33 protein-coding genes and 1 tRNA gene are annotated in these 21566 nt (G+C 47.4%); 26 read left to right on the top strand and 8 right to left on the bottom strand.

Translation table 11 applies throughout. From position 1 onward, the window contains the following. The first annotated feature begins 175 nt into the window (after positions 1 to 175). From ACYVE4_RS26920 to ACYVE4_RS26890, 7 genes are all read left to right on the top strand, one after another. On the top strand, positions 176 to 355 hold the full coding sequence (locus tag ACYVE4_RS26920) for a helix-turn-helix domain-containing protein (RefSeq protein ID WP_461043448.1): 180 nt from the start codon (positions 176 to 178) through the stop codon (positions 353 to 355). A gap of 636 nt (positions 356 to 991) precedes the next feature. Further along, positions 992 to 1459 (top strand): transposase, encoded by a 468-nt coding sequence (locus tag ACYVE4_RS26915; RefSeq protein WP_461043639.1) that lies wholly within the window; start codon positions 992 to 994, stop codon positions 1457 to 1459. A gap of 143 nt (positions 1460 to 1602) precedes the next feature. Next, positions 1603 to 1950 carry a hypothetical protein gene (locus ACYVE4_RS26910; protein ID WP_461043446.1) on the top strand — a complete coding sequence of 116 codons (348 nt, stop codon included), beginning with the start codon at positions 1603 to 1605 and terminating at the stop codon, positions 1948 to 1950. A 37-nt stretch (positions 1951 to 1987) separates the two neighbouring features. After that, positions 1988 to 2242, top strand: a complete 255-nt coding sequence (locus ACYVE4_RS26905; RefSeq protein ID WP_461043444.1) for a hypothetical protein — start codon at positions 1988 to 1990, stop codon at positions 2240 to 2242. Between the two features lie 818 nt (positions 2243 to 3060). Further along, a complete protein-coding gene (locus tag ACYVE4_RS26900) occupies positions 3061 to 3309 on the top strand; it encodes a hypothetical protein (RefSeq protein WP_461043442.1) in 249 nt (82 codons plus the stop codon). A 40-nt stretch (positions 3310 to 3349) separates the two neighbouring features. Next, complete coding sequence (locus ACYVE4_RS26895) at positions 3350 to 3565, top strand: hypothetical protein (protein WP_461043440.1); 216 nt, start codon at positions 3350 to 3352, stop codon at positions 3563 to 3565. 647 nt (positions 3566 to 4212) lie between these two features. Next, entirely contained in the window at positions 4213 to 4377 is a 165-nt protein-coding gene (locus ACYVE4_RS26890; protein ID WP_461043438.1) for a hypothetical protein, read from the top strand. 140 nt (positions 4378 to 4517) lie between these two features. Here the strand turns inward: ACYVE4_RS26890 and ACYVE4_RS26885 are convergent, their stop codons facing one another. The 4 genes from ACYVE4_RS26885 to ACYVE4_RS26870 form a co-directional block, all read right to left on the bottom strand. Beyond that, positions 4518 to 7427 (bottom strand): glycoside hydrolase family 9 protein, encoded by a 2910-nt coding sequence (locus ACYVE4_RS26885; RefSeq protein ID WP_461043436.1) that lies wholly within the window; start codon positions 7425 to 7427, stop codon positions 4518 to 4520. A gap of 91 nt (positions 7428 to 7518) precedes the next feature. Beyond that, positions 7519 to 8991 carry a capsule assembly Wzi family protein gene (locus tag ACYVE4_RS26880; protein WP_461043434.1) on the bottom strand — a complete coding sequence of 491 codons (1473 nt, stop codon included), beginning with the start codon at positions 8989 to 8991 and terminating at the stop codon, positions 7519 to 7521. 191 nt (positions 8992 to 9182) lie between these two features. Further along, entirely contained in the window at positions 9183 to 9326 is a 144-nt protein-coding gene (locus ACYVE4_RS26875; protein ID WP_461043638.1) for a hypothetical protein, read from the bottom strand. 382 nt (positions 9327 to 9708) lie between these two features. Beyond that, positions 9709 to 10173 (bottom strand): helix-turn-helix domain-containing protein, encoded by a 465-nt coding sequence (locus ACYVE4_RS26870; RefSeq protein ID WP_461043432.1) that lies wholly within the window; start codon positions 10171 to 10173, stop codon positions 9709 to 9711. 414 nt (positions 10174 to 10587) lie between these two features. On the opposite strand from ACYVE4_RS26870, the gene ACYVE4_RS26865 reads away from it, so the two are divergent. Next, positions 10588 to 11226: a hypothetical protein gene (locus ACYVE4_RS26865; RefSeq protein ID WP_461043430.1), complete on the top strand. Its 639-nt coding sequence runs from the start codon at positions 10588 to 10590 to the stop codon at positions 11224 to 11226. Here the strand turns inward: ACYVE4_RS26865 and ACYVE4_RS26860 are convergent. Beyond that, entirely contained in the window at positions 11223 to 11546 is a 324-nt protein-coding gene (locus ACYVE4_RS26860; protein WP_461043428.1) for a hypothetical protein, read from the bottom strand. The two genes, ACYVE4_RS26865 and ACYVE4_RS26860, sit on opposite strands and share 4 nt — an antisense overlap. A gap of 101 nt (positions 11547 to 11647) precedes the next feature. On the opposite strand from ACYVE4_RS26860, the gene ACYVE4_RS26855 reads away from it, so the two are divergent. Continuing rightward, the gene (locus ACYVE4_RS26855; RefSeq protein ID WP_461043426.1) at positions 11648 to 11860 is read left to right on the top strand and encodes a hypothetical protein; all 213 of its coding nucleotides are present in this window, start codon (positions 11648 to 11650) and stop codon (positions 11858 to 11860) included. 173 nt (positions 11861 to 12033) lie between these two features. On the opposite strand, the gene ACYVE4_RS26850 is transcribed toward ACYVE4_RS26855, so the two are convergent. Then, complete coding sequence (locus ACYVE4_RS26850) at positions 12034 to 12354, bottom strand: hypothetical protein (RefSeq protein WP_461043424.1); 321 nt, start codon at positions 12352 to 12354, stop codon at positions 12034 to 12036. 492 nt (positions 12355 to 12846) lie between these two features. On the opposite strand from ACYVE4_RS26850, the gene ACYVE4_RS26845 reads away from it, so the two are divergent. Genes ACYVE4_RS26845 through ACYVE4_RS26805 form a run of 9 tightly spaced genes read left to right on the top strand, consistent with a single transcriptional unit; the run spans position 12847 to position 15956 of the window. Beyond that, positions 12847 to 13329 carry a DUF4494 domain-containing protein gene (locus ACYVE4_RS26845; protein ID WP_461043422.1) on the top strand — a complete coding sequence of 161 codons (483 nt, stop codon included), beginning with the start codon at positions 12847 to 12849 and terminating at the stop codon, positions 13327 to 13329. A gap of 4 nt (positions 13330 to 13333) precedes the next feature. Next, positions 13334 to 13747 carry a YodC family protein gene (locus tag ACYVE4_RS26840; RefSeq protein WP_461043420.1) on the top strand — a complete coding sequence of 138 codons (414 nt, stop codon included), beginning with the start codon at positions 13334 to 13336 and terminating at the stop codon, positions 13745 to 13747. Positions 13748 to 13788: 41 nt separating this feature from the next. Then, positions 13789 to 14145, top strand: a complete 357-nt coding sequence (locus tag ACYVE4_RS26835; protein ID WP_461043418.1) for a hypothetical protein — start codon at positions 13789 to 13791, stop codon at positions 14143 to 14145. Further along, positions 14145 to 14642, top strand: a complete 498-nt coding sequence (locus tag ACYVE4_RS26830) for a hypothetical protein (protein WP_461043416.1) — start codon at positions 14145 to 14147, stop codon at positions 14640 to 14642. The genes ACYVE4_RS26835 and ACYVE4_RS26830 overlap by 1 nt, the downstream gene beginning before the upstream one ends. Beyond that, positions 14639 to 14776 (top strand): hypothetical protein, encoded by a 138-nt coding sequence (locus ACYVE4_RS26825; protein ID WP_461043414.1) that lies wholly within the window; start codon positions 14639 to 14641, stop codon positions 14774 to 14776. The genes ACYVE4_RS26830 and ACYVE4_RS26825 overlap by 4 nt, the downstream gene beginning before the upstream one ends. 2 nt (positions 14777 to 14778) lie before the next feature. Continuing rightward, positions 14779 to 15003, top strand: coding sequence for a hypothetical protein (locus tag ACYVE4_RS26820; RefSeq protein ID WP_461043412.1), 225 nt, complete (start codon positions 14779 to 14781; stop codon positions 15001 to 15003). A gap of 4 nt (positions 15004 to 15007) precedes the next feature. Continuing rightward, the gene (locus ACYVE4_RS26815) at positions 15008 to 15262 is read left to right on the top strand and encodes a hypothetical protein (protein WP_461043410.1); all 255 of its coding nucleotides are present in this window, start codon (positions 15008 to 15010) and stop codon (positions 15260 to 15262) included. 12 nt (positions 15263 to 15274) lie between these two features. Continuing rightward, entirely contained in the window at positions 15275 to 15763 is a 489-nt protein-coding gene (locus ACYVE4_RS26810; RefSeq protein WP_461043408.1) for a hypothetical protein, read from the top strand. Positions 15764 to 15767: 4 nt separating this feature from the next. Beyond that, positions 15768 to 15956: a hypothetical protein gene (locus ACYVE4_RS26805; protein WP_461043406.1), complete on the top strand. Its 189-nt coding sequence runs from the start codon at positions 15768 to 15770 to the stop codon at positions 15954 to 15956. 96 nt (positions 15957 to 16052) lie between these two features. On the opposite strand, the gene ACYVE4_RS26800 is transcribed toward ACYVE4_RS26805, so the two are convergent. Together ACYVE4_RS26800 and ACYVE4_RS26795 are read right to left on the bottom strand one after the other, a co-directional pair. Further along, positions 16053 to 16274, bottom strand: coding sequence for a hypothetical protein (locus ACYVE4_RS26800; RefSeq protein WP_461043405.1), 222 nt, complete (start codon positions 16272 to 16274; stop codon positions 16053 to 16055). Between the two features lie 46 nt (positions 16275 to 16320). After that, a complete protein-coding gene (locus tag ACYVE4_RS26795; protein ID WP_461043403.1) occupies positions 16321 to 16560 on the bottom strand; it encodes a hypothetical protein in 240 nt (79 codons plus the stop codon). 351 nt (positions 16561 to 16911) lie between these two features. Here ACYVE4_RS26795 and ACYVE4_RS26790 point away from each other — a divergent pair. The 8 genes from ACYVE4_RS26790 to ACYVE4_RS26755 all read left to right on the top strand — a co-directional run bounded on the left by ACYVE4_RS26790 (position 16912) and on the right by ACYVE4_RS26755 (position 21464). Beyond that, positions 16912 to 16984 (top strand) — tRNA-OTHER (locus ACYVE4_RS26790). A 94-nt stretch (positions 16985 to 17078) separates the two neighbouring features. After that, positions 17079 to 17399, top strand: coding sequence for a hypothetical protein (locus tag ACYVE4_RS26785; RefSeq protein ID WP_461043401.1), 321 nt, complete (start codon positions 17079 to 17081; stop codon positions 17397 to 17399). 986 nt (positions 17400 to 18385) lie between these two features. Continuing rightward, positions 18386 to 19105, top strand: a complete 720-nt coding sequence (locus tag ACYVE4_RS26780; protein WP_461043399.1) for a hypothetical protein — start codon at positions 18386 to 18388, stop codon at positions 19103 to 19105. Between the two features lie 2 nt (positions 19106 to 19107). Then, complete coding sequence (locus ACYVE4_RS26775) at positions 19108 to 19470, top strand: hypothetical protein (protein ID WP_461043397.1); 363 nt, start codon at positions 19108 to 19110, stop codon at positions 19468 to 19470. Positions 19471 to 19483: 13 nt separating this feature from the next. Then, complete coding sequence (locus tag ACYVE4_RS26770) at positions 19484 to 19678, top strand: hypothetical protein (RefSeq protein WP_461043395.1); 195 nt, start codon at positions 19484 to 19486, stop codon at positions 19676 to 19678. 2 nt (positions 19679 to 19680) lie between these two features. Beyond that, the gene (locus ACYVE4_RS26765; protein ID WP_461043394.1) at positions 19681 to 20397 is read left to right on the top strand and encodes a hypothetical protein; all 717 of its coding nucleotides are present in this window, start codon (positions 19681 to 19683) and stop codon (positions 20395 to 20397) included. Between the two features lie 488 nt (positions 20398 to 20885). After that, positions 20886 to 21062: a hypothetical protein gene (locus ACYVE4_RS26760; protein WP_461043392.1), complete on the top strand. Its 177-nt coding sequence runs from the start codon at positions 20886 to 20888 to the stop codon at positions 21060 to 21062. Positions 21063 to 21110: 48 nt separating this feature from the next. Next, entirely contained in the window at positions 21111 to 21464 is a 354-nt protein-coding gene (locus tag ACYVE4_RS26755; protein ID WP_461043390.1) for a LytTR family transcriptional regulator DNA-binding domain-containing protein, read from the top strand. Positions 21465 to 21566: the final 102 nt, after the last annotated feature.

The following is a 21566-nucleotide window of genomic DNA, read 5'->3' as shown; positions in this document are numbered from 1 at the left end:
GGGGTCGTTTTTGTTAAGTAACGAACCTGTTGAATACCGTCTCTTTTCGACTCCTCCTTCTGGCCGTTCTCGACTACTAAAAGGGTCACTTACTTGGTCAAATTGCTTGACTGACTTGTCCTGGAAAATATTGTCCATAAATTGGCTATTTATGGACAGGCTTGTTAAACTGCGCATGAAACAGCCCGAAGGTGTCATGCGCCAAATTGTCGCCCAAATTCTACTCGGTCAGCTCAACATCGACCAAGCTGCGGAACGTCTAAAAGTTAATCGTAAGACGGTGATGCACTGGATAAGGAAAATTGAAGAGGAAGCCGAGGCCAACAAGCATATGGCCCCAATTGATTTCGAGTAGCCCCCCTTCACCAAAACCAACCAGCCCCCCGAAGTCAAAGACAAAATCCCAGGAAGATAAATTACGCGCTAAGGTCCTAGCTTTAGAAGAGCAATTAGAGGAGGCCAACCGCATCGGCGGTCCGATTCAAGGCACTTTACTATTCTACTTTAGTTCGAATAGCCAAGCATGAGTTGGGGGTGGATATCGAAAAAAAGCCGCCGTGGCCCGGTCCGTTACCAAGCCATCCGGTTCATGCTGACGAATCATCCCAACATTTCGATTCGGCGGCTAGAGGATGTGCCGCTTCGGCGGTCCGATTGGGTTTACCCGGCAGGCTTACTATCAATATTGGCAACGGCAAGATGACCGAGAGGTAGACGATGACTTAACTGTGTTGCGGCTGGTTAGGCCCATTCGTCGCCAACATCCCAGGATTGGTGGGCGAAAACTCTACTATTTGTTGCAGGATGAGTTCTTGGAAAGGGCTGGGCCGCCGGTGCGGAATAAAACTGGGGCGGGATGCTTTTTTCGAGTTGTTAGCTAGGCATAAGATGCTGATTAGACGGCGTCGACGAAAAATAAAGACGACCTTTTCGGGGCATCCGTTTCGTAAATATCCAAACCTGATCAAGGATTTAGCCGTAGAAAGGCCTAATCAAGTTTGGCCGGGCCGCCGGTGCGGTATCGGACATCACGTATTGGTTTACGCAGGGCGGATGCTTTTATATTTCGCTGGTAACCGATGCCTATTCCAAACGCATAATGGGGGGCTACAATGTAGCCCCAACACTGGGCGCTGTTTATTGCAAAGCAGCTCTAGAAATGGCCCTCAAGAAGATAAAGAAGCGAACGGCCAAAGCCTTGATTCATCATTCGGATCGAGACCTTCAGTATTGCAGCGCTATTTATATTGGGTTGTTGGACAACTATCATGTCCAGATTAGCATGACTGAGACGGGTGACCCGCTGGAGAACCCCATTGCCGAACAGATCAATGGCATATTAAAGAATGAGTATCTGGCTCATCGATCGGATTGCTCGTTAGCCCAGGCCGAGCTGGTTCTCGAGCAATCCGTCTTTCTTTATAACTACAAACGGCCACACATGAACGGTCCGCCGTAGCGGCTGTGATATGCTAGTTCCGGATCAGGCGTACAACGGGGAAAAACAGCTAAAGAGGAGATGGGGAAATTATTACCCCCAAAAGCAGGTGATCACTACGGCAGATGATAAAAATAGGGGTTAAATTACTGGTCAATAAAAAGATGGATAATCAACAAATGGTCAATACTTTTCAGGACGAGTCACCTATGGGAAAGGCGTTCGTTATTGACCAGGATTTGGCCGAAGAATTAATTCAGGCTCTGAATACCTGCCAACAGGAAATCAATGCACTACGTCAAGAGCGCAAGCAGATGGAGCAGGATAAACTGTTTGGCATTCGGCAAGCCTGCGAGTACTTAGGTGGAATCAAGGAAGAAACCTTGCTATACTATCGTCGGCTCGGCCTTGCTTATTACAAGAAAAAACGGGGCGGTGTCTGGTATCGAAAGGGGGATATTGATGATTGGTTAGCGAGTGAAAAAGTGGCTCGGCATACCCGGAAAGGTTAAAATCGGGAGACTGTTAGTTGTTAACTGATTATAACCGATGGATAAGTCAAAACTACTTATCGCCATTGAAAGTGAATTGCTAAGCGACGTAGTGAAAGCGCTTAACGACGCTACTGCACAGATGAAAAAGCAGGAGAGTAGGGAAAGCGAATTGCAGATAGCCCTTGACAGAGCAACGCTTTATGCCGAGCAGCAGGCGCAGACTTATTTAAACCGTGCCGGAGAAACGTTACGATATTACCGACTGCTTGGCTTATCCCCTTTAAGAAAGAAATTGATCGCTGGTATTTAAAGGAGGATATTGACGACTGGCTAATAGAGGGAAAGGCAAATCGTCATGCTCGATGATGTAAGCGTTATAAGTTTTTTCGGATCGCGATATATTCGACAGCCTTACCCGTTTTGAGAATAATAAACGGGTAAGGCTGTCGAATATATCAGTCAGATTACTCATATAATAGCCAGATAGCTGAAGGGCAGTAATAGGGTACGGTGTTGCTTTCTCCGCCGAGCATCACAACCATGGGCGCAAGTTGAATTAAATATCTAATTCGCTTTGTAGGATGAACAGCTGGCTCGTATCGGGCTGGCTGTTTTTTTAATTCACCTATTGTGCATTACCACATACTCACTTTCAGCACTTCTCTCTCGAAATCAGCCTTTGCCTCGTCAGCATCGACATGCTCAGACCAGCCCGTTTGCTGTAATAATCCTCAACAGAGGTTCTTTGTGTATACTTGGGTTCAGGCCCCCAATAGCTAATCCTTCATTTCTAAGCACATACAATGAGCCTCACTTACCAATAAACGCTTTGGGGTAATGTGATTTTGCCATAACTGAAGATAGGTAAACCCGGCTAAGATTAGGGCGTAATTACTAGCGTCAGACGCTTCAGGCAACCTTCATCTTAGAGCTTAATTTGTTTAACATTTAGCGTATATATTTTAAAAAAGATTAAACGATTGGCCTTATCCCGGATTCATTTGGACCGAGTAAAGAATGTTTACCTTTTTCGCAATTCGTTAATATGTTAATACATGTTCTTCCTTAACTTGTTGAGGTACGGGGGCATGCCTAGCCCCCTCCACCGTCCTCTTAACTTGTACGATCATGTTTCTTCCCATTGAATTGCAGGGATTCCTGTTATTTCCGCTCATCGCGTTTGGCCTCTTCTGGCTGTATCGAAAATTAACGTTTAATCGAACCTGTCCCGCTTGTGGGGATAAGCATCCTGACCGTATACCCCGACCGACGGCTATTCGGTTACTGCTGGGTTTTCTCCCTTTGCAACACTACTGGTGCGTCGTCTGCCGAAACAAATTTTACAACCTGGGAAAAGAGAACCTACAAAATGCATAAGTAACAGCGTCATTGATTTCCTGTTCAACTCAACATACTTATGGTACAAAAGGTACTTCATTTCCTGTTTCCCTTGCTATGCCTACTGGCACTTTTTTGGCTACTGGCTCACTTCTGGTTCATGTTCGTTGGTAGCTATCTATACTGCCTACTCGCATTTGGGTTACTACTATTGACCAATCTGTTGTTACTGCTGGTCAATCAAGCTCTAATGGGGGATGATGTAAAAAAGTCGGTTGATACCTCCGTTCGCTAATGCTTTGCATACGAATAATCAGCATGAGGATTCTTTACCCATTTACGGGCTTTATTCTTGATGGTCTTAATTACACAAGCTTCAAGAATCGATTCAGGCAGTCGTTTTCTCGGCTGAGCATCACAACCATGTGAGAAGGATGAATTGACCAATAACGGCCTTGACAAAAGTCAGGCCGTTGTGAATACTTTTAATTGATTCAAGTGGCATTTATTTTGCAAGCTGGGCAAACTTATAAGTTATTCGTTATCGCCATGAAATACATTTATTCTATTCTCTTGACTGTTGGCCTTGTTTTAGTACTAGGCACTTTAGTTTATGTAAAAGGCAGCCAATTAACTATGTGGTAACTACGCCTGATTCTGTGACTCCAGGCTTTTATAATACCTTAGTTGGACCTGGTGCAGGTGAAGCGAACTTATTGACGCAGGATATTATGCAGTCGTGAGGTTTAATGCCGGTAGCGTCCTTGGGTAGGGTAAACGAAATGCATTCCTAGGCACAGAGGCTGGAAAATTAAACACAGATGGCTCTGAGAATGTGATAATTGGTTATCAGGCAGGCTATAACAATACGACCGGCAGTGATAATATCTTTAATGGAAGTGCAGGTAAAAAACATTCTTTTTTTCTTGCCTATCTTCGGCTATGGCAATCACACCTGCACTTCTCTTCTATCTGGGCTTTACAGCGATTCCAGATCGGTCGGATACCTACGATTATAAGGGCATCACTGGGCGGCTAGTGGCCGATATGGGGCAGTTCTATTTTCGGGGTTTCTCTCAGCCTATGAGTAAGGAGGAGAATGTATGATTTATGTTAATTCTGGTTTTACTATCGAATGTATCGTCACCGACCATTCAGTATTATCCTGAAAACGTGATAATTGAGATTGTTGATCAGAGCAATTTCGCAAAGTTAAAATGGATTGGTTTAGTTAATCAGTAGAGCTTTTAATTCCCCAACTTAAGCCTTGCGCCATTCCGGAATGTAATTTTACCTCTTAGTCCCAACGTTTTCGCTCTAACTGGCACATCGATCGTAATAATGTGACCTCGCTGGATCACTGCCTGGTCGGTCACCGTTGGAACGCGACCACAGGCCCAGGTAGTAGGATCATTCCAATTGCCGGATTTGATACTCGTTACTATATCTGTATAGCACAAGGACTGCGACAGAAGCCGAAGGTAAGCGCCCTGCGAATAAATAGCAGGTTCGTTGATCTGCCAGGAGTTCTCGGGATAACTTGTGTTCCAGGCTTTATACGATTTTTGTATTGGCTGATTCTGAGGAGGACTGATTATAGGGCCAGAGTAGGCCGCATCAGGAGCATACGTTGGATTAGCACCACCCATTAAATAGCCCGGTGGGGGATTTTGATCGAAGACCGTTCCGTCGCCAAACCACGAATGATACATCGTCGGGACCGAAAATTCGCTACCGTAAACGCTCATATTAGTCAGATAGCAATAAGCGGTTGGATTTACTCCATGCAGGTAGTGAAGGAAGCCCATTCCCGCATCCCGATAATTCGTCTTATTAACAGCATCCTGAGTATAGACATTCATGGTGAAAAACATGGCCCCCTGGTGAGACTTGGTTTCATTACTGCCCCAGGTATAGTTGTCGTTCTTTAGAAAGGCCCGATACGCATCTGACTGATTCAGATAGGATGGCAGATTATCTGAATTGGCGGTTTTCAGACTGTTAGCATAGGTCGATAAGATCGCATTCTTGACACTCGTTGTGGCTCCCGAAGCACGCGTGTAATATAGCAATGCGTCCTGATATGTGGCCTCAAATGGATAGGCAAAGCCCCACTGCATCAGATGAATATCATTATAATGATCATCGAAAAAGGTCCTGTAAACATTTTCGCCAGTGAGTACATAAAGAAAAGCCGCTGCGGCTACACGACGGCTCAGTCGGTCGTTGTCAGCATAGGTAGCGGCTACGCTTTGAAAACCTGCATTACTAAATAATACCGACGGATTACTGTTTGCCCAGTTGAACGCATTAACAGCTGCCGTCTGAAGTGTCCTTCCATAGTCTTGCATGGTTGGATCACTCAGCGATTTAAACTGAATAGCGGCTAGGGCAAATACAGCAGCGCCCGTTGCGGTGGCGTCGGTACTGGCCGCTCCGTACCGACGCGTATGTGTATCTGCGCTAGGGGGCGAGGTAGCACTGAAGTCCGTTACCGAAACCTTATGCAGCAATGAACCATTGGATTGCTGCATACGCAAAAGCCAGTCAAGCTCCCATTTAACTTCGTCGAGTAAATCTGGTACGCCATTGCCCGATTCTGGAATGTTGAAATCGTCAGTCCAGACGGCTGGGTTTTCTTGATAGGCCAGAAGCATATCGACTAATGGGCCATAGGTAAAGGGGACGTACTTGTTGTAATCGCCCGCATCAAACCATCCCCCCCGCAAATCCTTCGAGCTATCTTCGGATGTATTGCTGACCAAACGGCAATCGGTATCCTGCTGAGTTCCCAGAAAGGCGGCCCCGTCGGTCCAGGGGCTTTGCGCATAGGGTGGTTGTTTAGCCAATCCGCTTCGCTGGTAAAAAAACACCCGAGTCGCCTGTTTCAGAGCATTCTGGTAAACGGTATTGCTGATCTCAAAATCATATGAACGCTTATTCTGGATTACATCATAGATATAGTACGTCCCTGATGCCTGAACAGTTGAAAAATCGAACCACCACACTTTATCACCCGATTGAGTATGCGTAGCGCCAGCGTTCCAGGGAGTAGGTGTTCCTGTAAATACAACTGCATCGTTGGTCGCTTTACGAACCTGATACGTATCGGATGGCGTAAACGAGTCATTCGCATTATAACCAGTTTGAGGATTGCTGATGATGGCAATTTTTGTGGCCCGTGGCAAATACCCAAACTGATCGATCTTGATATGATTATCGATTTGAGAGCTGGCGTCAGAGCTTAACCTTAATTGGTAATTCTTAACGAAATTCCAGATCGTTTGCGGGAGATTGAACTTTAACGTCCAATCGTGAACAGCATCTTTGGTCAGGAATAGGATCACCTTTTTGCCAGTAGCACAAAAGGTGATCGAGTCTACTTCATTGTTATAAGAGCTGGCTGAATACGTTCCTAAATTATTGCAGTTCAATTGGGCATACATCGACAGCGGCCAGGCATTTGATGAAGGGGCTGGATAAGCAGCAATTGGAGCTGCAACCGCCAGATCACCAGCACTATGGACATGTAGAATGGGTACTGGAACATAGTGCTGGGGCGTAAAGTAGTTATTCAGAAAATCTTTGTTACCCCACAGACTGGTCGCAACTGGCGCAAAAGCAGCAATTTTATTGGGTAGGGCTACACTGGCATAATAACACATAACCCCACCGCCAGAGTGTCCCGTAGCGTACACCCGACTTCGATCGATACGGTACGTCTCGACAAAATAGTCAATTAGATCAGACGTAAACAGTATATCGTCTGGGGCATCGGCGATAACTTCACCTGGCCCATCAGGATCGCCTATTGTGCCAAAACCAGGCGCATTATCTGCATAATAATTAAAGTGAACTTTACTGCCGATAGAAACGGCATCGGGATAGACAACAATAAAATTCGCATTCGTCGCAACAGCATCCAGGCCAGAATACATCTGAAATATGGCCCCCGAATTACCGTTGCCATCGCCGTGATAAGCCACGAGAAGAGCAAGATTGGCCTCTGGGAAATTACTAGGTAAATGGTAGGAAAAAGTGCGTGTACGCCCACCTGATGTAATACTCCCAGTACCATTGACAGGACTTTGTGACCAAGCTGTATAAGCCAGCATTACGCTTAAGAACGAAAAGATAATCTTCGCATTCGTCACCACGTTTCGTTGAGTTTAATGTGTTAATTAACGTATTAATTAATTCCTCGCTTAACAGGCTCCGTACGGCATCATAGACTATTTCCAGACCCAATTAATGCCAGACAACTTTTCGAAGCCCTACATAACCACCTATTGAATTTGCATAAAGCTGACCAAAATCCGCAGCCATTGAAGCCGTAAGCGTTACACCCCCAATCCAGGAAAACGACGTACTCAATTGAGTTAATAAGGACCATTGGTCTGGTACTCCCAAGAATGGTGAATTATATTCTCCATGGTTTCGACTATAGGACACTTTTGTTAATAAATTGATTTGTCTATTGATCGTAGCCTGCATCCCCACGTATGCCATTTGAACACGAGTATTGTTGTTCAGCCAAACAGACGTAGTCTGATACGTTGGCTGAACATCTTGTTTGCGAGTAATAAAAGGTGTACCGATAATATGGTTTTGATAAGCCCAGCCTTCCAGGTACTGTCCATTATTAAAATAATTATCATATCCTTGCAAGCCAATCCAGGGAGCTAAAATGGGGCCACTTTGGTTCATTGTCGATAGAAATTCGACTAGAATATTGTTCACACGAAAGCCAGAAGAGCCGGGCGTTTGTCGACGCAATCGAAGACCAGTCAATCCATCGGGAATATTACGCATTAGAACGCCCGAGGCATCATCGAAACTGTGTTGATGATAGAGTAACAGATTGGCATGAGGGAGTCTAACTTCAAGTCCCAAATCAATGCTACCCAAGTGATTCCCATAAAGATTGGTATAGTCGAAAGAAGTAATGCGTGGATTATCGAGCCCATTAGTCCGAATAGCAAAAAGTACATTGGGGAAATCACGCAGTTGGCTAGGAAGGTCTCCATTGACAGCATAGTGATAATCTAATGAATCCGAATGGCCACCCCATTGTACAAAATGATTGATACCTGCATAACCTCGCACGGTGGCTGTCGGTTTACCGATTCGGATGATAATCGATTTCTGATGTAGGAAAGATCGTTGAATATAGGGTGTGTTGGCGAACCAACCATGCGCCATAAAGGCGTTAACGGCCAACCACTGTCGACGCCCCAAGGGCGCAAACCCTTTCGTTCCTAACAGAATTTTAGGGATTGGTAAAGCATTGCCTGACCAAGTGTAAGAGCCTGATGTAAGTGTAGTATCAACCAACCCAATGGCTTCACGCTGGCGGCCAATAGATAGTTGAATTTGTCGATGGGTCAGTTTAACGTAATATTCGGGAGCTAGTAGCTGATTCACTTTACCCGCATTTCCAACCGTTTCTGCGCCATAACTAAACACCCAGGCTCTGGACAAATTGGCATTCGCTGTGTCTGATAGGATAACAGTTCCTTTAGCTCCTATTCGCATAGTAGCAATGGGGGATGAATAGGGCACAATCCCGTATTGATTGGCCCGAAGCCAAAATGGTGTTCTCGCCGTTGATGCAACAAGCCCTCCTGCTTCGGCGAAAAACTGATGCTGTTGGGTTGATTGCGCATAGAGTGAACGCCAGACCAGGAAAAGTAATGCAACTAAAAGGCAGATGTAGTTCATATGTTTAATTGTTGGTAAAATTAAGAAACAAACAGTCTTGGCAGGCTGATCAATGCCCCGATAACTAAATTTCCAAGCGGAACTGGAAAATCGAAGTCGCAAATTCTAGCCCCAAAATGTCAATCCAGACAAAATACCAGGGGAGGCCAGCTAACATGGGGCTACTTTGTGGAAATTCTGCTTAACAGGCTTTAATAAATCAAACTTTGGTCAGGAATAAAGTTGCCTGTGTAACACGATGCCGATCCCTTCCAGGCTGCTGACAGATGCCAGCTACACCAGTTGGCTATGCCGGTCGAATTGTTGTAAGAAAGCGAATACGTTGGCCGTGCAATAAGGTATGCGTTAGAACTGGATCGGATGCTTTGGCTCCATCGGGATTACCCAGCGCCATTTATCATCGCGAGTGGGTGTAGTATCGCTAGATGCAGGAACAGACGGCTGTTTACAATTAGAAAGAGCGATTCCCAGGAAAAATAAGAGTAAAAGGTGCTTATATCGGCTCATATGCTCCCGGCTTTCTATACTAACCCAAGCAAATGAATTGCAAGTTGTATTGCAACATCAACAAAAAGCCACTCATATTTACATATAAGTGGCTGATAATCAAGTGCATTCGTAGGGATTTACAAGTAAGCACGATTTGTTTGTTAATTGAGCCCATCCGCTGATTTAAACGGTAGGTGTACCCCAAATTGTCCTCAATACCTAAAAAAATTAGGCCACAGCCAGTTGAGCTTCTTTTTGCATCAGACCTGAAGTTGATGGAATAATATCATTTTGACTGTTTGTTTTCGGAACAATTCGGCCCTTATTGGATACACCCTTAAGCTTTCCCCCTAAAGCAATTGCTTTCCAATAATCTCTTTCCTGTTGCAGGTCTTTAATATATTGGTCTCGTACTTGAAGCTTTTGGTCAATAATTTGACCAGAGTTTACACTATTATCGCTTATTATCATTTCCCCTTCCCCAAACAGCAACCAGTTAGCACTTAAGTTAAGTTCTTTACCGATTGCGATAAGAGTCCTTACGTCTGGGCTTTCAGTAGTACCTGAAATTATCTTATTAATAGCCCCGTCTGAAACGCCAGCCATTCTAGATAAATCCCTGTTTTTAAGCCTAAATCGCGCTTTTATCTGCTCGAACCGCTCGGAATAGGCGGTGGCGGTTTGCTGCTCCATAAAAAAATTATCTTAAAGTTTTGGAAATTTTATCCTAGACTACCTATTATTGCATCACAAATAATTGCGTCCAGCACAATTTTATGTTTTCAGCGCAAAAAAGCGCACTAGAGTTTACAAAAACAACTCTTCTAGGGACAAATCGTGAAAAACAGCTATGGCAGAGGCTCAAAATCTACTTCCCGGCAAAAATGCCCTGTGGCTTGAGTACAAAATGGCTCATCCTAAGGTGCATGAATAGATTGCTAAGGATTTAAATGCGGAAGGTCTTTACCGGCACTGGCAGACAGTGGCCAGCAAATCCGGCTACAACCTGAAAATGGCGAAAGGTCCGCTCATTGATATTTTTTTAAAGCATATGCCGGAAACGGCACCCTTGTTTGGTCGAACCCCTGTCAATCAATCGTAAAGCGTATGGAAGCGATTACCCCAGCCCCAGAAGTGACCTCCACTCCTATCCAAGGAGTTGTTTTCCAGGTAGGCGACGTGGTGCGGCTCCGCTCGGGCAGTGCCCCCTTGACAGTTCATTATGTATCGAATACGGTTGATAAGTTATGTTATATGTACTGGGATGCCGAAAAGCGGGAAGTGCGTAGCAATTACAATTACTATGAGTTTTCGCTGTTTGAGCTGATTCAGTCCCGAGCGGATGCGATCACGGAATTACCCAGTCGATTCCTACCGGAGCCTTTCCAGTTAATGCTGATGAAAGCAGCCCAAAAGTTTGCCGTCGATGCGGCTGATTTCATTGTGCAGTATGGGAAGCTATACGACTATTTGTGGGGCTTGTATCGAACGGGACGAAACGTAGGCAAGGAATCCCTGTATACGGGCTACCTCAAGCACGCCCATTCGCGGGGGGATTTCATTCCGAACCCTAGTCAGGCAGTCCGGCTCCAGATCATGGAGACTTGCCTTCACTTTGCCAAGGATGCCGGTGAGTTTATGCTGCTCTATCCGGAGACGCTGAGGACGGCCATCATAGAGGATTTTGAAGCTTATAAAACTGGGGGACGGCCCCGCTGGCAATCCCCCAAATCGGAAAGTGGTTAGCCTAATAATTCCTCCAGCCGCTCCAAATCGTCGATGTCTTTCACGAGTTGGCAGGCTTCTGCATAGCTGGCCATTTGCATGGCCCTTGATCGTAAGGAGGCATGGTTGTCCCCAGACTGTTTTATCGACTCGTAGTCGTCCAGGTAGTTGAGGAGATTCTCCCGGATGATCCCCAGGAGCCGCGTAACCTCAACCTTGTTACCCTGCTGCTCGGCTCTGGCGAGATTGTCGATATCGTAAGTAGGGCTCTGCATATAACGCTCGAGCAAAACTCGATACGTTGTGTTGTAATAGCCCGATTGAGCATAGTCGATTGCCATAACAATAAAACATTGGGGGGTTAAAAGGTAAAATGATTGACTTGTCATCTGCAAAGTAACCTTTCCCCCATACTTACAAAACCCTGAGAACCAAGCCTACTATGGAAACCCTTGCCCAAGCCCAAACCCTGCTGGAGCAGCTCGAATCGAGCCAAATCCTGGGGATCACCTTTCTGGATAGTGATCTGCGTCAGGTGTCGCTGTTTCATGATGATCCGGCCCTGCGGGAATCGATTCTGGAGTATCAGCGGGAGCGGGTTCGCCAGCTGCGTTTATCCCAAAACCCCCTCCCCTATGCTACGCTCGACGATTAAGCAGCGCCCGGTACTCCAGCGGAAACGGTCCCTTCGGCCGCCTGGCGGCTTACGGTCAGCTATAAACGTTGTAAGTCTATCGGATTACAGATTGATAGGGCCGTCCCGTTCAGCCCGGGGTGAGGTCTTCCCGGTAGGGTTACCCGATGATCCGCCCTAGCCGGTCAACTGGGTTAGTCGAGCCGGTCTTCCGCCTGGTCCAGGGCATCGATTTTAGCGATCAACTGCTCAATCGACGCGTACGAGGCCGCTTCTCTGGCTCTGGTTAGCAGCAGAGCTATCCGCTGGCCGGAGGTGCGACCAGGGCCCAAGGTGTCAATGAGCCGGATCAAATTCAGCCGGACCCGGTCCAGGACAAGGGCAAACTCAGAGGGTTGGTCATTGGCTTCGGCCCGGGCTAACTCGATAATGTCGTGGGTAAGCACAGGTGACCATCGGCTGATCAGCCGCTGGTAGGTCAAATTGACTTGACCTACTTGGATGTAGTCAATCATTGCGGGAATATTCTGAAAGCTTTATAGAATGGATACGAGCCGAAAAACCAGTAGCAACCCTGATTGTAACGACTCAAGGTAAAGACCGTTCTGACCCCGTTTTGGTTTGGACTTATTATAAATAATTTACCTAAGTGACTACTCCGCGTGGGTGCGACTACAACGAACGGGCATTACCCTAATCCCTTACTCTGATGAAAACGCTTGACGAATTATTCGCTGAATCCGACCGGCTAACCGGATTGTCCGGAAGCATTATGATCATATGGTGCCGGTCAATTAACTCCTTCTATAGATGCCTGACCAACCGTTTTCAACCACCGCCACCAGCATTCAGGACGCTAACCCCTACCCGCATCCAGTGAGGCCCAGTGATATGCTACCCCTGGTGGGCATGATCCTCGTGATCATCCTGTATTCAAAAAGCAAGCTTTGGGTCGAGCAAAAAGTCGCTGCCTTTTTAAATCGTAACCGCCTTTAACCGCCTTTTATATGCCCAATTGGTTCATCGGAAAAATTCGCTACCAGCAGCCCATCGACGAGTCGACGGTTGGTACGCGAAACGAGGAGTTTATCAAGCAACAAACCGTCACAGAAGCGTATCTGGTCGATGCGGTTAGCTACACGGATGCCGAAACAAGGCTGTATGAAAAAATCGCGGCTAATACGCCCGACTTTGTTATCACTGGCATCACTCCCATCAAATTAGCTGATGTGTTTCATCACGAAGACGGCGGGGATGCCTGGTATAAAGTGAAGGCTGTTTTCGTGACGGACGATGAAAAAACGGGCAAACAGAAGAAAACGCCCAGCACAATGCTGGCCAATGCCGAGAATCCCAAGCAGGCGTATGAGCGGGTGGAACAATCGCTGAAAACGGCGCTCGATCCGTTTGAGATCACCGATGTCAACACGACGAAGATTCTGGACATTTTTCCGTACAAAGCTGATTCACAACCTTCTGTAACTGCCTAGCGATATGGCAAATCACACGTTTTCCCCAGGCGATATCGTCAAGCTGAATTCCGGTGGGCCGGACATGACTGTTGCGGCTCACACGACTAGCTTGGCAACCTGCTACTGGTATTCACAGATGGATCACCAAATACATACGATCCATTTACCTCCTGATTGTCTACGTCAGGTTAAAAGCGATGCCACAACGAACCAGGCGGCCCAACCAGCTACGTTCTCTGAGGCTGAGGTGGCAGTGGTAGCTAGCGCGGCTAAAGAAGCTAAAAAAGCCCTTTCGATTCGTCTAGCCGATAAAATAGGAGAATTTCTTCCGCTCACTCAACAGGCCAAAGATCTAGGGATCACCTTCCGGGTCTTAACGTCGGAAGGGTGGGTCGATACACCCGTTTTTGGGGTATCGATCAATGGGACTTTTTAAGACGCATTACCCAATTTTTCATCTATAAATATGTACGCTAAATGAAAGCACGTTCAATCCGGCATTATCCACCGAGTCTGGAGCATGCCCTGACCACACTCCAAACTACAGCGGGGCCGATCCCCCAACCGCTGGAGCGATTTGTCGAGCGCCTGAAAACCGATTGCGGTCCCGAGGCCCGTATCAATGTCATTTCCGATGGAACCACCCATGGTGGCACCCAGCGAAAATACATCGTTGAGCTGATCAGCAAGAAGCAGAAGCTCAATAGTCTCTGTACGCAGCAAGAGGTTGAGGTTGTGGAGGTGAACTCCAAACGTTCGGGTGCTTACGTGAGTACCAAGATTTTCGTAAAAGTCGAGGCTGTATCCGTTCACCCTGTAACCCTAATCAACTGATGCGTCTTCGACTTTTTTCATACCGCAAACCCCGGCCTGTGTCGCCTAGCTCGATTTTGGCTCCATCCGATGAGTTACTTCGTCAGTTGGAACCGCTTCAACTGGATCTGCTTCTGTTTAGCCGGGCCGTTACGCCCATCGATCTGGAGACGTGCCAGTTCGTGGTTCAGTTGCCCCTGGCGTGCCTGGCGGTGCTTCGGCGTCAACTCGAAATCGACATCGATGCCAATACCCGGCGTTGGTCACCGATCCGGTTTAAGACGATGGATCTTTTTCGCATCGAGCGGCTGATCACGCGCCATTCGGACAGCAAACAGCCTATTCAGGAGGGGGATTGGATCACCTACACCCACGAAGAGCGCAAACTCATTGCGCGCTACGTGGCCCGGTATCGGTTGTGGGCGAAGGAGGCCGATGCCCGGATGCAATTCCAGGCGTATGAATGCTTAATCGCCAATCTGCTCAATCACGCTAAACGTCAACCGCTACCGGCATGAACTGGCCTGAATTTGTCCTGCTACACGCTGACTGGATTTTTCCGGGATTCTTCTCGATTCTGCTACTTCTGACTGTCCGGTTACTAACCGGTTCGATTCGACCCAACCGAGATCCTAAACCTAAATCGGGTTAGCTATGACTGTACAGCAAATGGTCGACTCGGGACAAGTGCCCGACGACACAGTAACGGAGGACCTTCAGTTGCTGAACCGAGTACTGGATTTTCATATCCGGGATTTGCAGGAAGATATGGAAGGCCCTACGGCCCGACTGATTCAATATCAAAAGCTGCAGGTAAAAGTAATGGATGTTTTAAATCGCCGTCACGGAGCCGATGGCATGACCCCTTTAAAGGACTAACGCGATGGAGGAATTTCGGATTTTAATTGTCCAAGGACTTCAGATTTTAGTGGCTCATGTCAAGCTAGAAAAACAGCCCCGGTTTTCACTGGCTGTGCATCTGGATGATAAGCGCTATTACAACGAGCTTGAGAAACCCGAACCCGTAGACCAGGTCAAGACCAAAGTCAAGCGGTTTACTGAATCGGATGCGACTGAATTTTTAAAGCGGGCCGAAGCTCATTTCAAGGAGCCGAAGCGGAAGCGTTTGCAGACTTAACCCATAAGAGTAATGCCGATAGATCGCAAAGCCTACCCGCCCGACTGGACTGAAACCAGCAAACGGATTCGGTTCGACCGGGCGGAGGGGCGATGCGAAGAATGCGGAGCGGTTCATGGCGAACCGCATCCGAAAACAGGTAAGATTGTCAAGCTGCAGACGGCTCACCTCAACCGTGATCCTCAGCAGACAAGGGATGAAGAGTTGAAGGCGCTGTGTCCCAGGTGTCACTTCGCTTATGACAGAGCTGATAATCAGGCAAAGAAGGCCTATGGCCGACTCTATAAATCCCTGACTTTCGACTTGTTTGGACGCAAAACAGCCCGCTTACAATTGCGAGCGGGCTGTAAAATTTCATCTATAAAAATGTACAGAGTACATCGTGGCGCAAGTATACAGAAAAATGAGTTGGGATTCGGTAGCGAATCGTCTGATCAACTGGGATTGTGCGCGCCTATGGATGCAAGTTCGATGTACTGGCGTATGATTAAGACCTTCTAAACTGATGATTGAACTTAAGGAATTTGCCGAGGCTGTCGAGGAGATGCGTAAGCTCCAAACCAAATATTTCAAAGAAAAATCAAAACCGCTACTGCAGCAGTCCATGGCTGCCGAAAAGCGTGTCGATAATATGCTCAAACAAATAGGCGTAGCACCGGCCCCAGAGGCCCAGCAAACCCGTTTGTTTGGCTAAAGAAACCTCACCTGGCTCATATGGGTGCTGGGTGAATGGTGTGGATAAGAAGGAAAGTCTGGCCAGCGAACGTTTCCGCTGGCCAGCTTAACAACATCAAGGCATACCAGGCGAATCGTCAGCCGGTTTTTTCACATCATCCCCCATCAGGGCGTGATTAACCAGCAATAGAGCCAGATTTGTCAGTAGCAGTAAAATAAACGCTACGAAGCAGTACAGATAGTTACCCGTGAACATCATCCAAAAGTGAGCGACCAGCCAAAAAAGCGACGTCGCACACAGCAGGGGAAACAGCGCGTGAAGCAGTTTATGCACCATGATTGAGAACGTTGGACAGAAAATAAACCAGTCAAGGCAAACCGACCTAGGCCGTTTTTTTACCCAGGTAATAAAACCGGTGGCGGCACACCAGACACCGCAGGTGTTGCAGGGGCAGAAAGCCGAGCAGGTTGCGCACGAAAGCTGGGCGCGGAATTCGCTCGGGCGAGGTATCGCCACAGGCGGGGCATTTGCGGCTAAATGAAAATTTTCGGTACAGCCAATACAAGCCGTAAGCGGCTACTGGGAACAGCAGAATGCCCAGCAATTCAGGTGAAAGACGCATAAGATTACAAGTTTACGAGGAAGGAAAACCAGGACCGAAGCCTCTGCTTTTAGCCAAGATACTTAGGAAAATAAAGCATTGTGTTAACGAATCATCAAATGCGTAAACATTCTTTACTGGGTCCAATAAAAAGCTCAATACGCCCAATTCTGGGGCGTTTGTGGAAGCTTTATGCAGCAAAAGCGTTGGCCTGGTTAAACAAAGTTCTGGCATTCCGTAAGTCATCAGTATGGACTGATCATCCAGAAGGAGAAGTGATGGCCCCTAAAAACGGGAAGGAGGTGCTGGCCAACCCGACCAGTGCAGGAAAGACGGAAAGCGATAGGGTGACAATCAGGAAAGACTGGTGGATGTGGGACAGCTTAGTTGGGGGCTGGGTAGGGAAGACTCTATCAGGCGGGTTCGACTCCCGCTCCCACAGCCATAGGTTTGGGTTTTTATATGAAACGTTCGGGTGACACTGGTGGCTTTGCGGCCAGTGTCCCTATCTAAAAGCAGTTGAATAACCAACCAGGATTATGACCTACGAGCAGCGAAAAGACATGTATGCGCTAAAGATGAAACTTTACGCAATCCATGAAGAAATCCGGAATAAATATCTGATTACTAATCAGGTCTGGAGCACACCATTTGGCCCTGAACTAAGTCCTGAAGAGGTCAAACAGCTTTGGGAAGTAATCAAAATATTTATTCCTGCACGTGATATTCTGAATACGCTGGGTTTGAGTGCAGAAGATAAAATGTGGAGCCAAATGGCCGACATGAATGATCGTCATAATGCAAAATGGGATGAAGCCTTTACGCGCTTTGAAGCTAGTAATGAGGACACAGAAGACTAGGTTAAGGGTTTAGAAATAATCGGGCGATGCCAGTGGCGCTGCCACTGGTGTCCCTTCACCCTCAACCTACTACGGAATTTGTCAGCTGCTCGGTGACACGGTAGCTAAAAACGCGGATAATCGGTCCAGGGTGCAAGTGACCAAAAACGAAGACACTGCGGCAAAGGAAAGTTGATGACCAAACCTGACAGATCGGAAGCAGACGATCAACACTGTGGGATGGCGGAAAGGTAAACGCTCTGTTGCTGAAACCTGGTTCACTGGCTTTAAAGCTGCGCTAGTGACAGTGTGATCGACGGTCAAACGCTTAGAAATTTCGATATGACCTTGCCAGTTCGAGTCTGGCTCCCACAGCTACCGGATGGTCCGGTATTGGTAAATATTGAGGGTTAGGAATGGGAGAACTCTGGAGGCTATGTCTCCAGAGTTCTTAAAAGCCAAATCAGGTCGGGTAGCTCAGTGGTAGAGCAGCAGACTCTAAACCTGTTTGTCGCGGGTTCGATCCCCGCCCTGTACCTCCAGCAGCGCTCATCCGCTGTGATTATTTAATCAACTAATGATCATGCGAAACGACTTCGCCCGGTACTTCTATACCCCTCCATAGCTGTGTAGCCATCATACGGCCAACAGGATGCCTGGCATGGGTTGCAAACCGTGCCGGTCGAAATGCTACGTGCATCCCGTACCTGCTATACCCCTGAAAAAAATGATTTTCGGGTGTTGACCAGGAAAACTATGCTCTTTCCGATCTGCCTTTTTTTTGGGCCCAATTCCGCAGTTGTTCGGTTAGGGTAGAGCTATATCAAAAGTTAATCGGGTTAGTCCAAAGTCTCTAAAGTTGTCAACTTTCGTTAACAGGTTAACGTGTTAACAAGTTAGGGCGCTCGAAAATTTTTGAACGACTCCCCCCACCCCAAGTCCCCAAAACCTCACCCTGGCCACCCCTGCCTCTGTAGCAGCCCAGCGCCAAAAAAATTTTAAAAACCATGACCGCCAACTCTGGATACATTCCCCGCAAGCCCAATACGAGAACCCCAAAATTTGAAGCCGATCCGATGAACAGCACCTTTCGCTGGGAGCTGTATTTGACCGCTGGCCGCGCCGGTAACAAAGTCCCGATGATGGACGGCTATTCAAAAGGCATGGGTTTCGAGAATACCAACAAAGTAGAGCTGCTCTATAAGAAGTTGATCAACCCGCTGTTGCCTTATATGAGCAAGTGTGACGTGATCATCGTCTACGAGCAGAACCGAGCCCTACCGAAGCATTTACACACCAAACTCCTGGAGCTTTATCCGCGCAGTTTTGGCGCTCACAGCTGGCTTAAAGACACGCCCACCATTACCGATTTCATTGGCCAGTATTACGCGGAATATTTGAAATCAGGAACAATGCCACCCATTGAGGATCGGCGCAAGAACGTTCGCCAGCCGGTGTACATGAAAGAGCTCGATCACAGCATTTACCAGTTTAAATCGCTCCAGCAACTTAAAGACTTCTGCCGGGAAAAATCACCCAAGTATTCCGAGCAGTGTATGTTCGGCTGGTTCCACCGGCACGCTGATTTTCAGCCCGAACTCTTCGAAGTCGCCAATCTCGCAGCGGATCTCTCACATGCCGCAAGTACATCGACTACAGCTGAAGGAGCCGGGGCTGCAGTGAATGCCATTGATCAGATGAACAATAAGTTTAAAGTGAACCGCTGACTATGCTTCAACTTAAACTTTACCCATCGGAGTTTCGCGTGCTGATCCACTACGTACGCATGGCCACCCAGTACCAGGCAGAAGTGCCGCTCCAGCACCAGCTGGTGAGCAAACTGATCCTGATCAATTACCTGGTCAAGTGGACACCGGCCCGGTATCTAGCCTGGCGGCAGCGACGAGCCGACAAAGCCTTCTCCCTTCGGCTCCCCCTTGTGGTTGCACTCTCCCTTTACCAGGATATGCTGAGCGTACTGCTCAATAGCCATCAGCAGGCACTACTCGATAAACTCGATCAGGCCATCGTCAACTATCGATCCCCCACGGATCAGGCGCTTCTCACAGAGTTTTTCCCATCTACTGTTTAACCGTTCATCAAAAATGGTAACATCTAAAACTATTCGCATTGTGCCCACGCAATCAGCGCCCAAACGCTCGCTGCGCGTTCGGATCTGGCAAGCGGCCAAACCCTTCGTACCGGGTCCCTGGACTGTCGCCTTTGGGATATCTGGTTATCTGTTTATCCAGTTTGTTAAAGTTGTACTTTCAGTTCTTCACTTTCTAATTTACGAATAGCCATGCCAAACGAATTAACCTACCAGGCGTACGAAACCGCGCTTGCCCATCCCTATCCGGATTATGCCATTAAAAACGAATATGCTCGCGATCGGCTGACTTACCAAAGCCGTCGCCGATACGAAGCTGGGCTTGATCAGCTGAGTATGAATCTCTATCGAGCTATTGATGAGTATGGTAAGCAAAAAGGCTGGGAACGCTGGCAAGTACTATCAGCACTTGAAAAAGGTGAGATAAGGGACTCCGTGCTGCTGGCTTCCTACTGGGCATCAAGAACTGTATCGAGTATTCGGGTTCATTCAAATTCTGATACTGAAAAGTTGCTCCTAAGCCTGACCCGGTTCTTCCCAACCGATTCGGAGATAGTCCCAAAAACAACCTGGGATTATAAGAATGATTCGAAAGTCATTGATTGCCACTTGCCGCGCGGAGGAAGCCAGATCCGCAGACGCCAAATCGCTATGAGTCTAGCTGGTCAATTGGAAGTGCCCAAAGGGCGCAAGTTTATTGACCGTACGGTTGAGATATTACCGGATGAAAACCTGGTACGGGTTACGTTTTATCCTGAAAAGACGCGTTCGGATATATACGAATCTGAGAAATGGATTCTTCGAAAAGCTTATGAAGTCGTGCTGGTGGATCATTACGAGTGGGCCAAAGGTTACGTTATGCCGCTATTTTTAGAGCCAACTGAATCTTCCCCTAGTTTGACGGAATAACCATGGCCCACGAATGCATTTCCTGCGGTGGCGACTGTTTCTGCTCAGGCGATATCGACGACTCAGTAGATTCAGAAACACCCGATAATTGCCGGGGCTGCGGGTGCGAAGAGGACTCGCCTAACTATGATCCGGATCAGGACCCCTACGCGAATGATGATTGGGATGACATTGTTATCGAACAATGTCCTACCTGTCACTGCTTCAAGGAACTCGACGAAATAAACTACAAGGGGGAGGTTTTGCGAGTCTGTTTTGAATGTTATAACAAGTTTGAAGACATGATTTCAGAACAAGAACGCTTTCGCGTCCTGTCCGCAAAAACTCCATAGTGATAGTCAATACCACACCGTGTATGCCGTATTTTCAAATTCGTCCAGCCGTGTTCCGGGACATGCTTCCCACGCATGATTACCTGTTTGGTTTTTACTGGGAATTCCAACCGCTTTCTGTGCTCCTTTTTTACGTTACTAAAAAAAACTACAAGTATGCCTGAATTCAACAAAACCGATATCCCGGACCTGATCGATCAATTGGATCTGTTTGCGAATTATTTAGTGAAAACAATCTACGAATCGTCTGATTCCGCCGAGCAGGACCGACTGCGGAGTATCAGTTACGAAACGTCGGCGCTGCTGCTTTCGCTGGAGTCGCTCCAAGACTAACTGTCATTGTTTTTTTTTATCCCACTCTCTCAACACTTTTCTTGAACCATGGTCAAATCCATTTCTCAGTTGTTGCGCATCATTTGCCACCGACCTCGTAGACTCGTCCCACTGGCGGACATTGTCTGGGTGGAAGGCCAGGGGCCTTACAGTCTTATTCATTTCCAGAATGGCACCAGCCTGAAAGTGGCCATTCCCATCGCCGGCATGGCCAGCCGGCTCCCGGAGCTAGTACGAACGCACCGGGGACAACTGGTTAACCTGGTTCACGTGAAGCACCTAGAGCGCCTGCCTAATGCAATGGTACTCTCAACGGGAGTATCGTTGCCAGTAGCCCGAAGGCGGTGGTTACAAGTCCAATGGGGATTTCTGGATCACCGAACCAAACGAACCCTTGATTAGCCTTGTCACGCTCGCCCGGTACAGTCCAATAAAAGCCCGTAATGCTTAGGATTTCTGCCGAGGCCCAGTTTATCTTTACACTAACAGGCTGACCTGTAGTCC

The sequence above is a fragment of the Spirosoma harenae genome, from assembly GCF_054776975.1.
Note: the sequence above shows the minus strand (reverse complement) of the source record. Positions and strands in the feature narration are given on the sequence as shown.

Excerpts from the sequence above, each read along its gene's own strand:
- ACYVE4_RS26815 (WP_461043410.1), top strand. The coding sequence starts at position 15,008 with ATGGAGGAATTTCGGATTTTAATTGTCCAAGGACTTCAGATTTTAGTG.
- ACYVE4_RS26795 (WP_461043403.1), bottom strand. The coding sequence starts at position 16,560 with ATGCGTCTTTCACCTGAATTGCTGGGCATTCTGCTGTTCCCAGTAGCC.
- ACYVE4_RS26805 (WP_461043406.1), top strand. The coding sequence starts at position 15,768 with ATGATTGAACTTAAGGAATTTGCCGAGGCTGTCGAGGAGATGCGTAAG.
- ACYVE4_RS26865 (WP_461043430.1), top strand. The coding sequence starts at position 10,588 with ATGGAAGCGATTACCCCAGCCCCAGAAGTGACCTCCACTCCTATCCAA.
- ACYVE4_RS26825 (WP_461043414.1), top strand. The coding sequence starts at position 14,639 with ATGAACTGGCCTGAATTTGTCCTGCTACACGCTGACTGGATTTTTCCG.
- ACYVE4_RS26905 (WP_461043444.1), top strand. The coding sequence starts at position 1,988 with ATGGATAAGTCAAAACTACTTATCGCCATTGAAAGTGAATTGCTAAGC.
- ACYVE4_RS26830 (WP_461043416.1), top strand. The coding sequence starts at position 14,145 with ATGCGTCTTCGACTTTTTTCATACCGCAAACCCCGGCCTGTGTCGCCT.
- ACYVE4_RS26880 (WP_461043434.1), bottom strand. The coding sequence starts at position 8,991 with ATGAACTACATCTGCCTTTTAGTTGCATTACTTTTCCTGGTCTGGCGT.
- ACYVE4_RS26910 (WP_461043446.1), top strand. The coding sequence starts at position 1,603 with ATGGATAATCAACAAATGGTCAATACTTTTCAGGACGAGTCACCTATG.
- ACYVE4_RS26920 (WP_461043448.1), top strand. The coding sequence starts at position 176 with ATGAAACAGCCCGAAGGTGTCATGCGCCAAATTGTCGCCCAAATTCTA.
- ACYVE4_RS26770 (WP_461043395.1), top strand. The coding sequence starts at position 19,484 with ATGGTAACATCTAAAACTATTCGCATTGTGCCCACGCAATCAGCGCCC.
- ACYVE4_RS26820 (WP_461043412.1), top strand. The coding sequence starts at position 14,779 with ATGACTGTACAGCAAATGGTCGACTCGGGACAAGTGCCCGACGACACA.
- ACYVE4_RS26845 (WP_461043422.1), top strand. The coding sequence starts at position 12,847 with ATGCCCAATTGGTTCATCGGAAAAATTCGCTACCAGCAGCCCATCGAC.
- ACYVE4_RS26810 (WP_461043408.1), top strand. The coding sequence starts at position 15,275 with ATGCCGATAGATCGCAAAGCCTACCCGCCCGACTGGACTGAAACCAGC.
- ACYVE4_RS26775 (WP_461043397.1), top strand. The coding sequence starts at position 19,108 with ATGCTTCAACTTAAACTTTACCCATCGGAGTTTCGCGTGCTGATCCAC.
- ACYVE4_RS26870 (WP_461043432.1), bottom strand. The coding sequence starts at position 10,173 with ATGGAGCAGCAAACCGCCACCGCCTATTCCGAGCGGTTCGAGCAGATA.
- ACYVE4_RS26900 (WP_461043442.1), top strand. The coding sequence starts at position 3,061 with ATGTTTCTTCCCATTGAATTGCAGGGATTCCTGTTATTTCCGCTCATC.
- ACYVE4_RS26760 (WP_461043392.1), top strand. The coding sequence starts at position 20,886 with ATGCCTGAATTCAACAAAACCGATATCCCGGACCTGATCGATCAATTG.
- ACYVE4_RS26835 (WP_461043418.1), top strand. The coding sequence starts at position 13,789 with ATGAAAGCACGTTCAATCCGGCATTATCCACCGAGTCTGGAGCATGCC.
- ACYVE4_RS26800 (WP_461043405.1), bottom strand. The coding sequence starts at position 16,274 with ATGGTGCATAAACTGCTTCACGCGCTGTTTCCCCTGCTGTGTGCGACG.
- ACYVE4_RS26755 (WP_461043390.1), top strand. The coding sequence starts at position 21,111 with ATGGTCAAATCCATTTCTCAGTTGTTGCGCATCATTTGCCACCGACCT.
- ACYVE4_RS26895 (WP_461043440.1), top strand. The coding sequence starts at position 3,350 with ATGGTACAAAAGGTACTTCATTTCCTGTTTCCCTTGCTATGCCTACTG.
- ACYVE4_RS26840 (WP_461043420.1), top strand. The coding sequence starts at position 13,334 with ATGGCAAATCACACGTTTTCCCCAGGCGATATCGTCAAGCTGAATTCC.
- ACYVE4_RS26855 (WP_461043426.1), top strand. The coding sequence starts at position 11,648 with ATGGAAACCCTTGCCCAAGCCCAAACCCTGCTGGAGCAGCTCGAATCG.
- ACYVE4_RS26765 (WP_461043394.1), top strand. The coding sequence starts at position 19,681 with ATGCCAAACGAATTAACCTACCAGGCGTACGAAACCGCGCTTGCCCAT.
- ACYVE4_RS26890 (WP_461043438.1), top strand. The coding sequence starts at position 4,213 with ATGGCAATCACACCTGCACTTCTCTTCTATCTGGGCTTTACAGCGATT.
- ACYVE4_RS26785 (WP_461043401.1), top strand. The coding sequence starts at position 17,079 with ATGACCTACGAGCAGCGAAAAGACATGTATGCGCTAAAGATGAAACTT.
- ACYVE4_RS26860 (WP_461043428.1), bottom strand. The coding sequence starts at position 11,546 with ATGGCAATCGACTATGCTCAATCGGGCTATTACAACACAACGTATCGA.
- ACYVE4_RS26780 (WP_461043399.1), top strand. The coding sequence starts at position 18,386 with ATGACCGCCAACTCTGGATACATTCCCCGCAAGCCCAATACGAGAACC.
- ACYVE4_RS26850 (WP_461043424.1), bottom strand. The coding sequence starts at position 12,354 with ATGATTGACTACATCCAAGTAGGTCAAGTCAATTTGACCTACCAGCGG.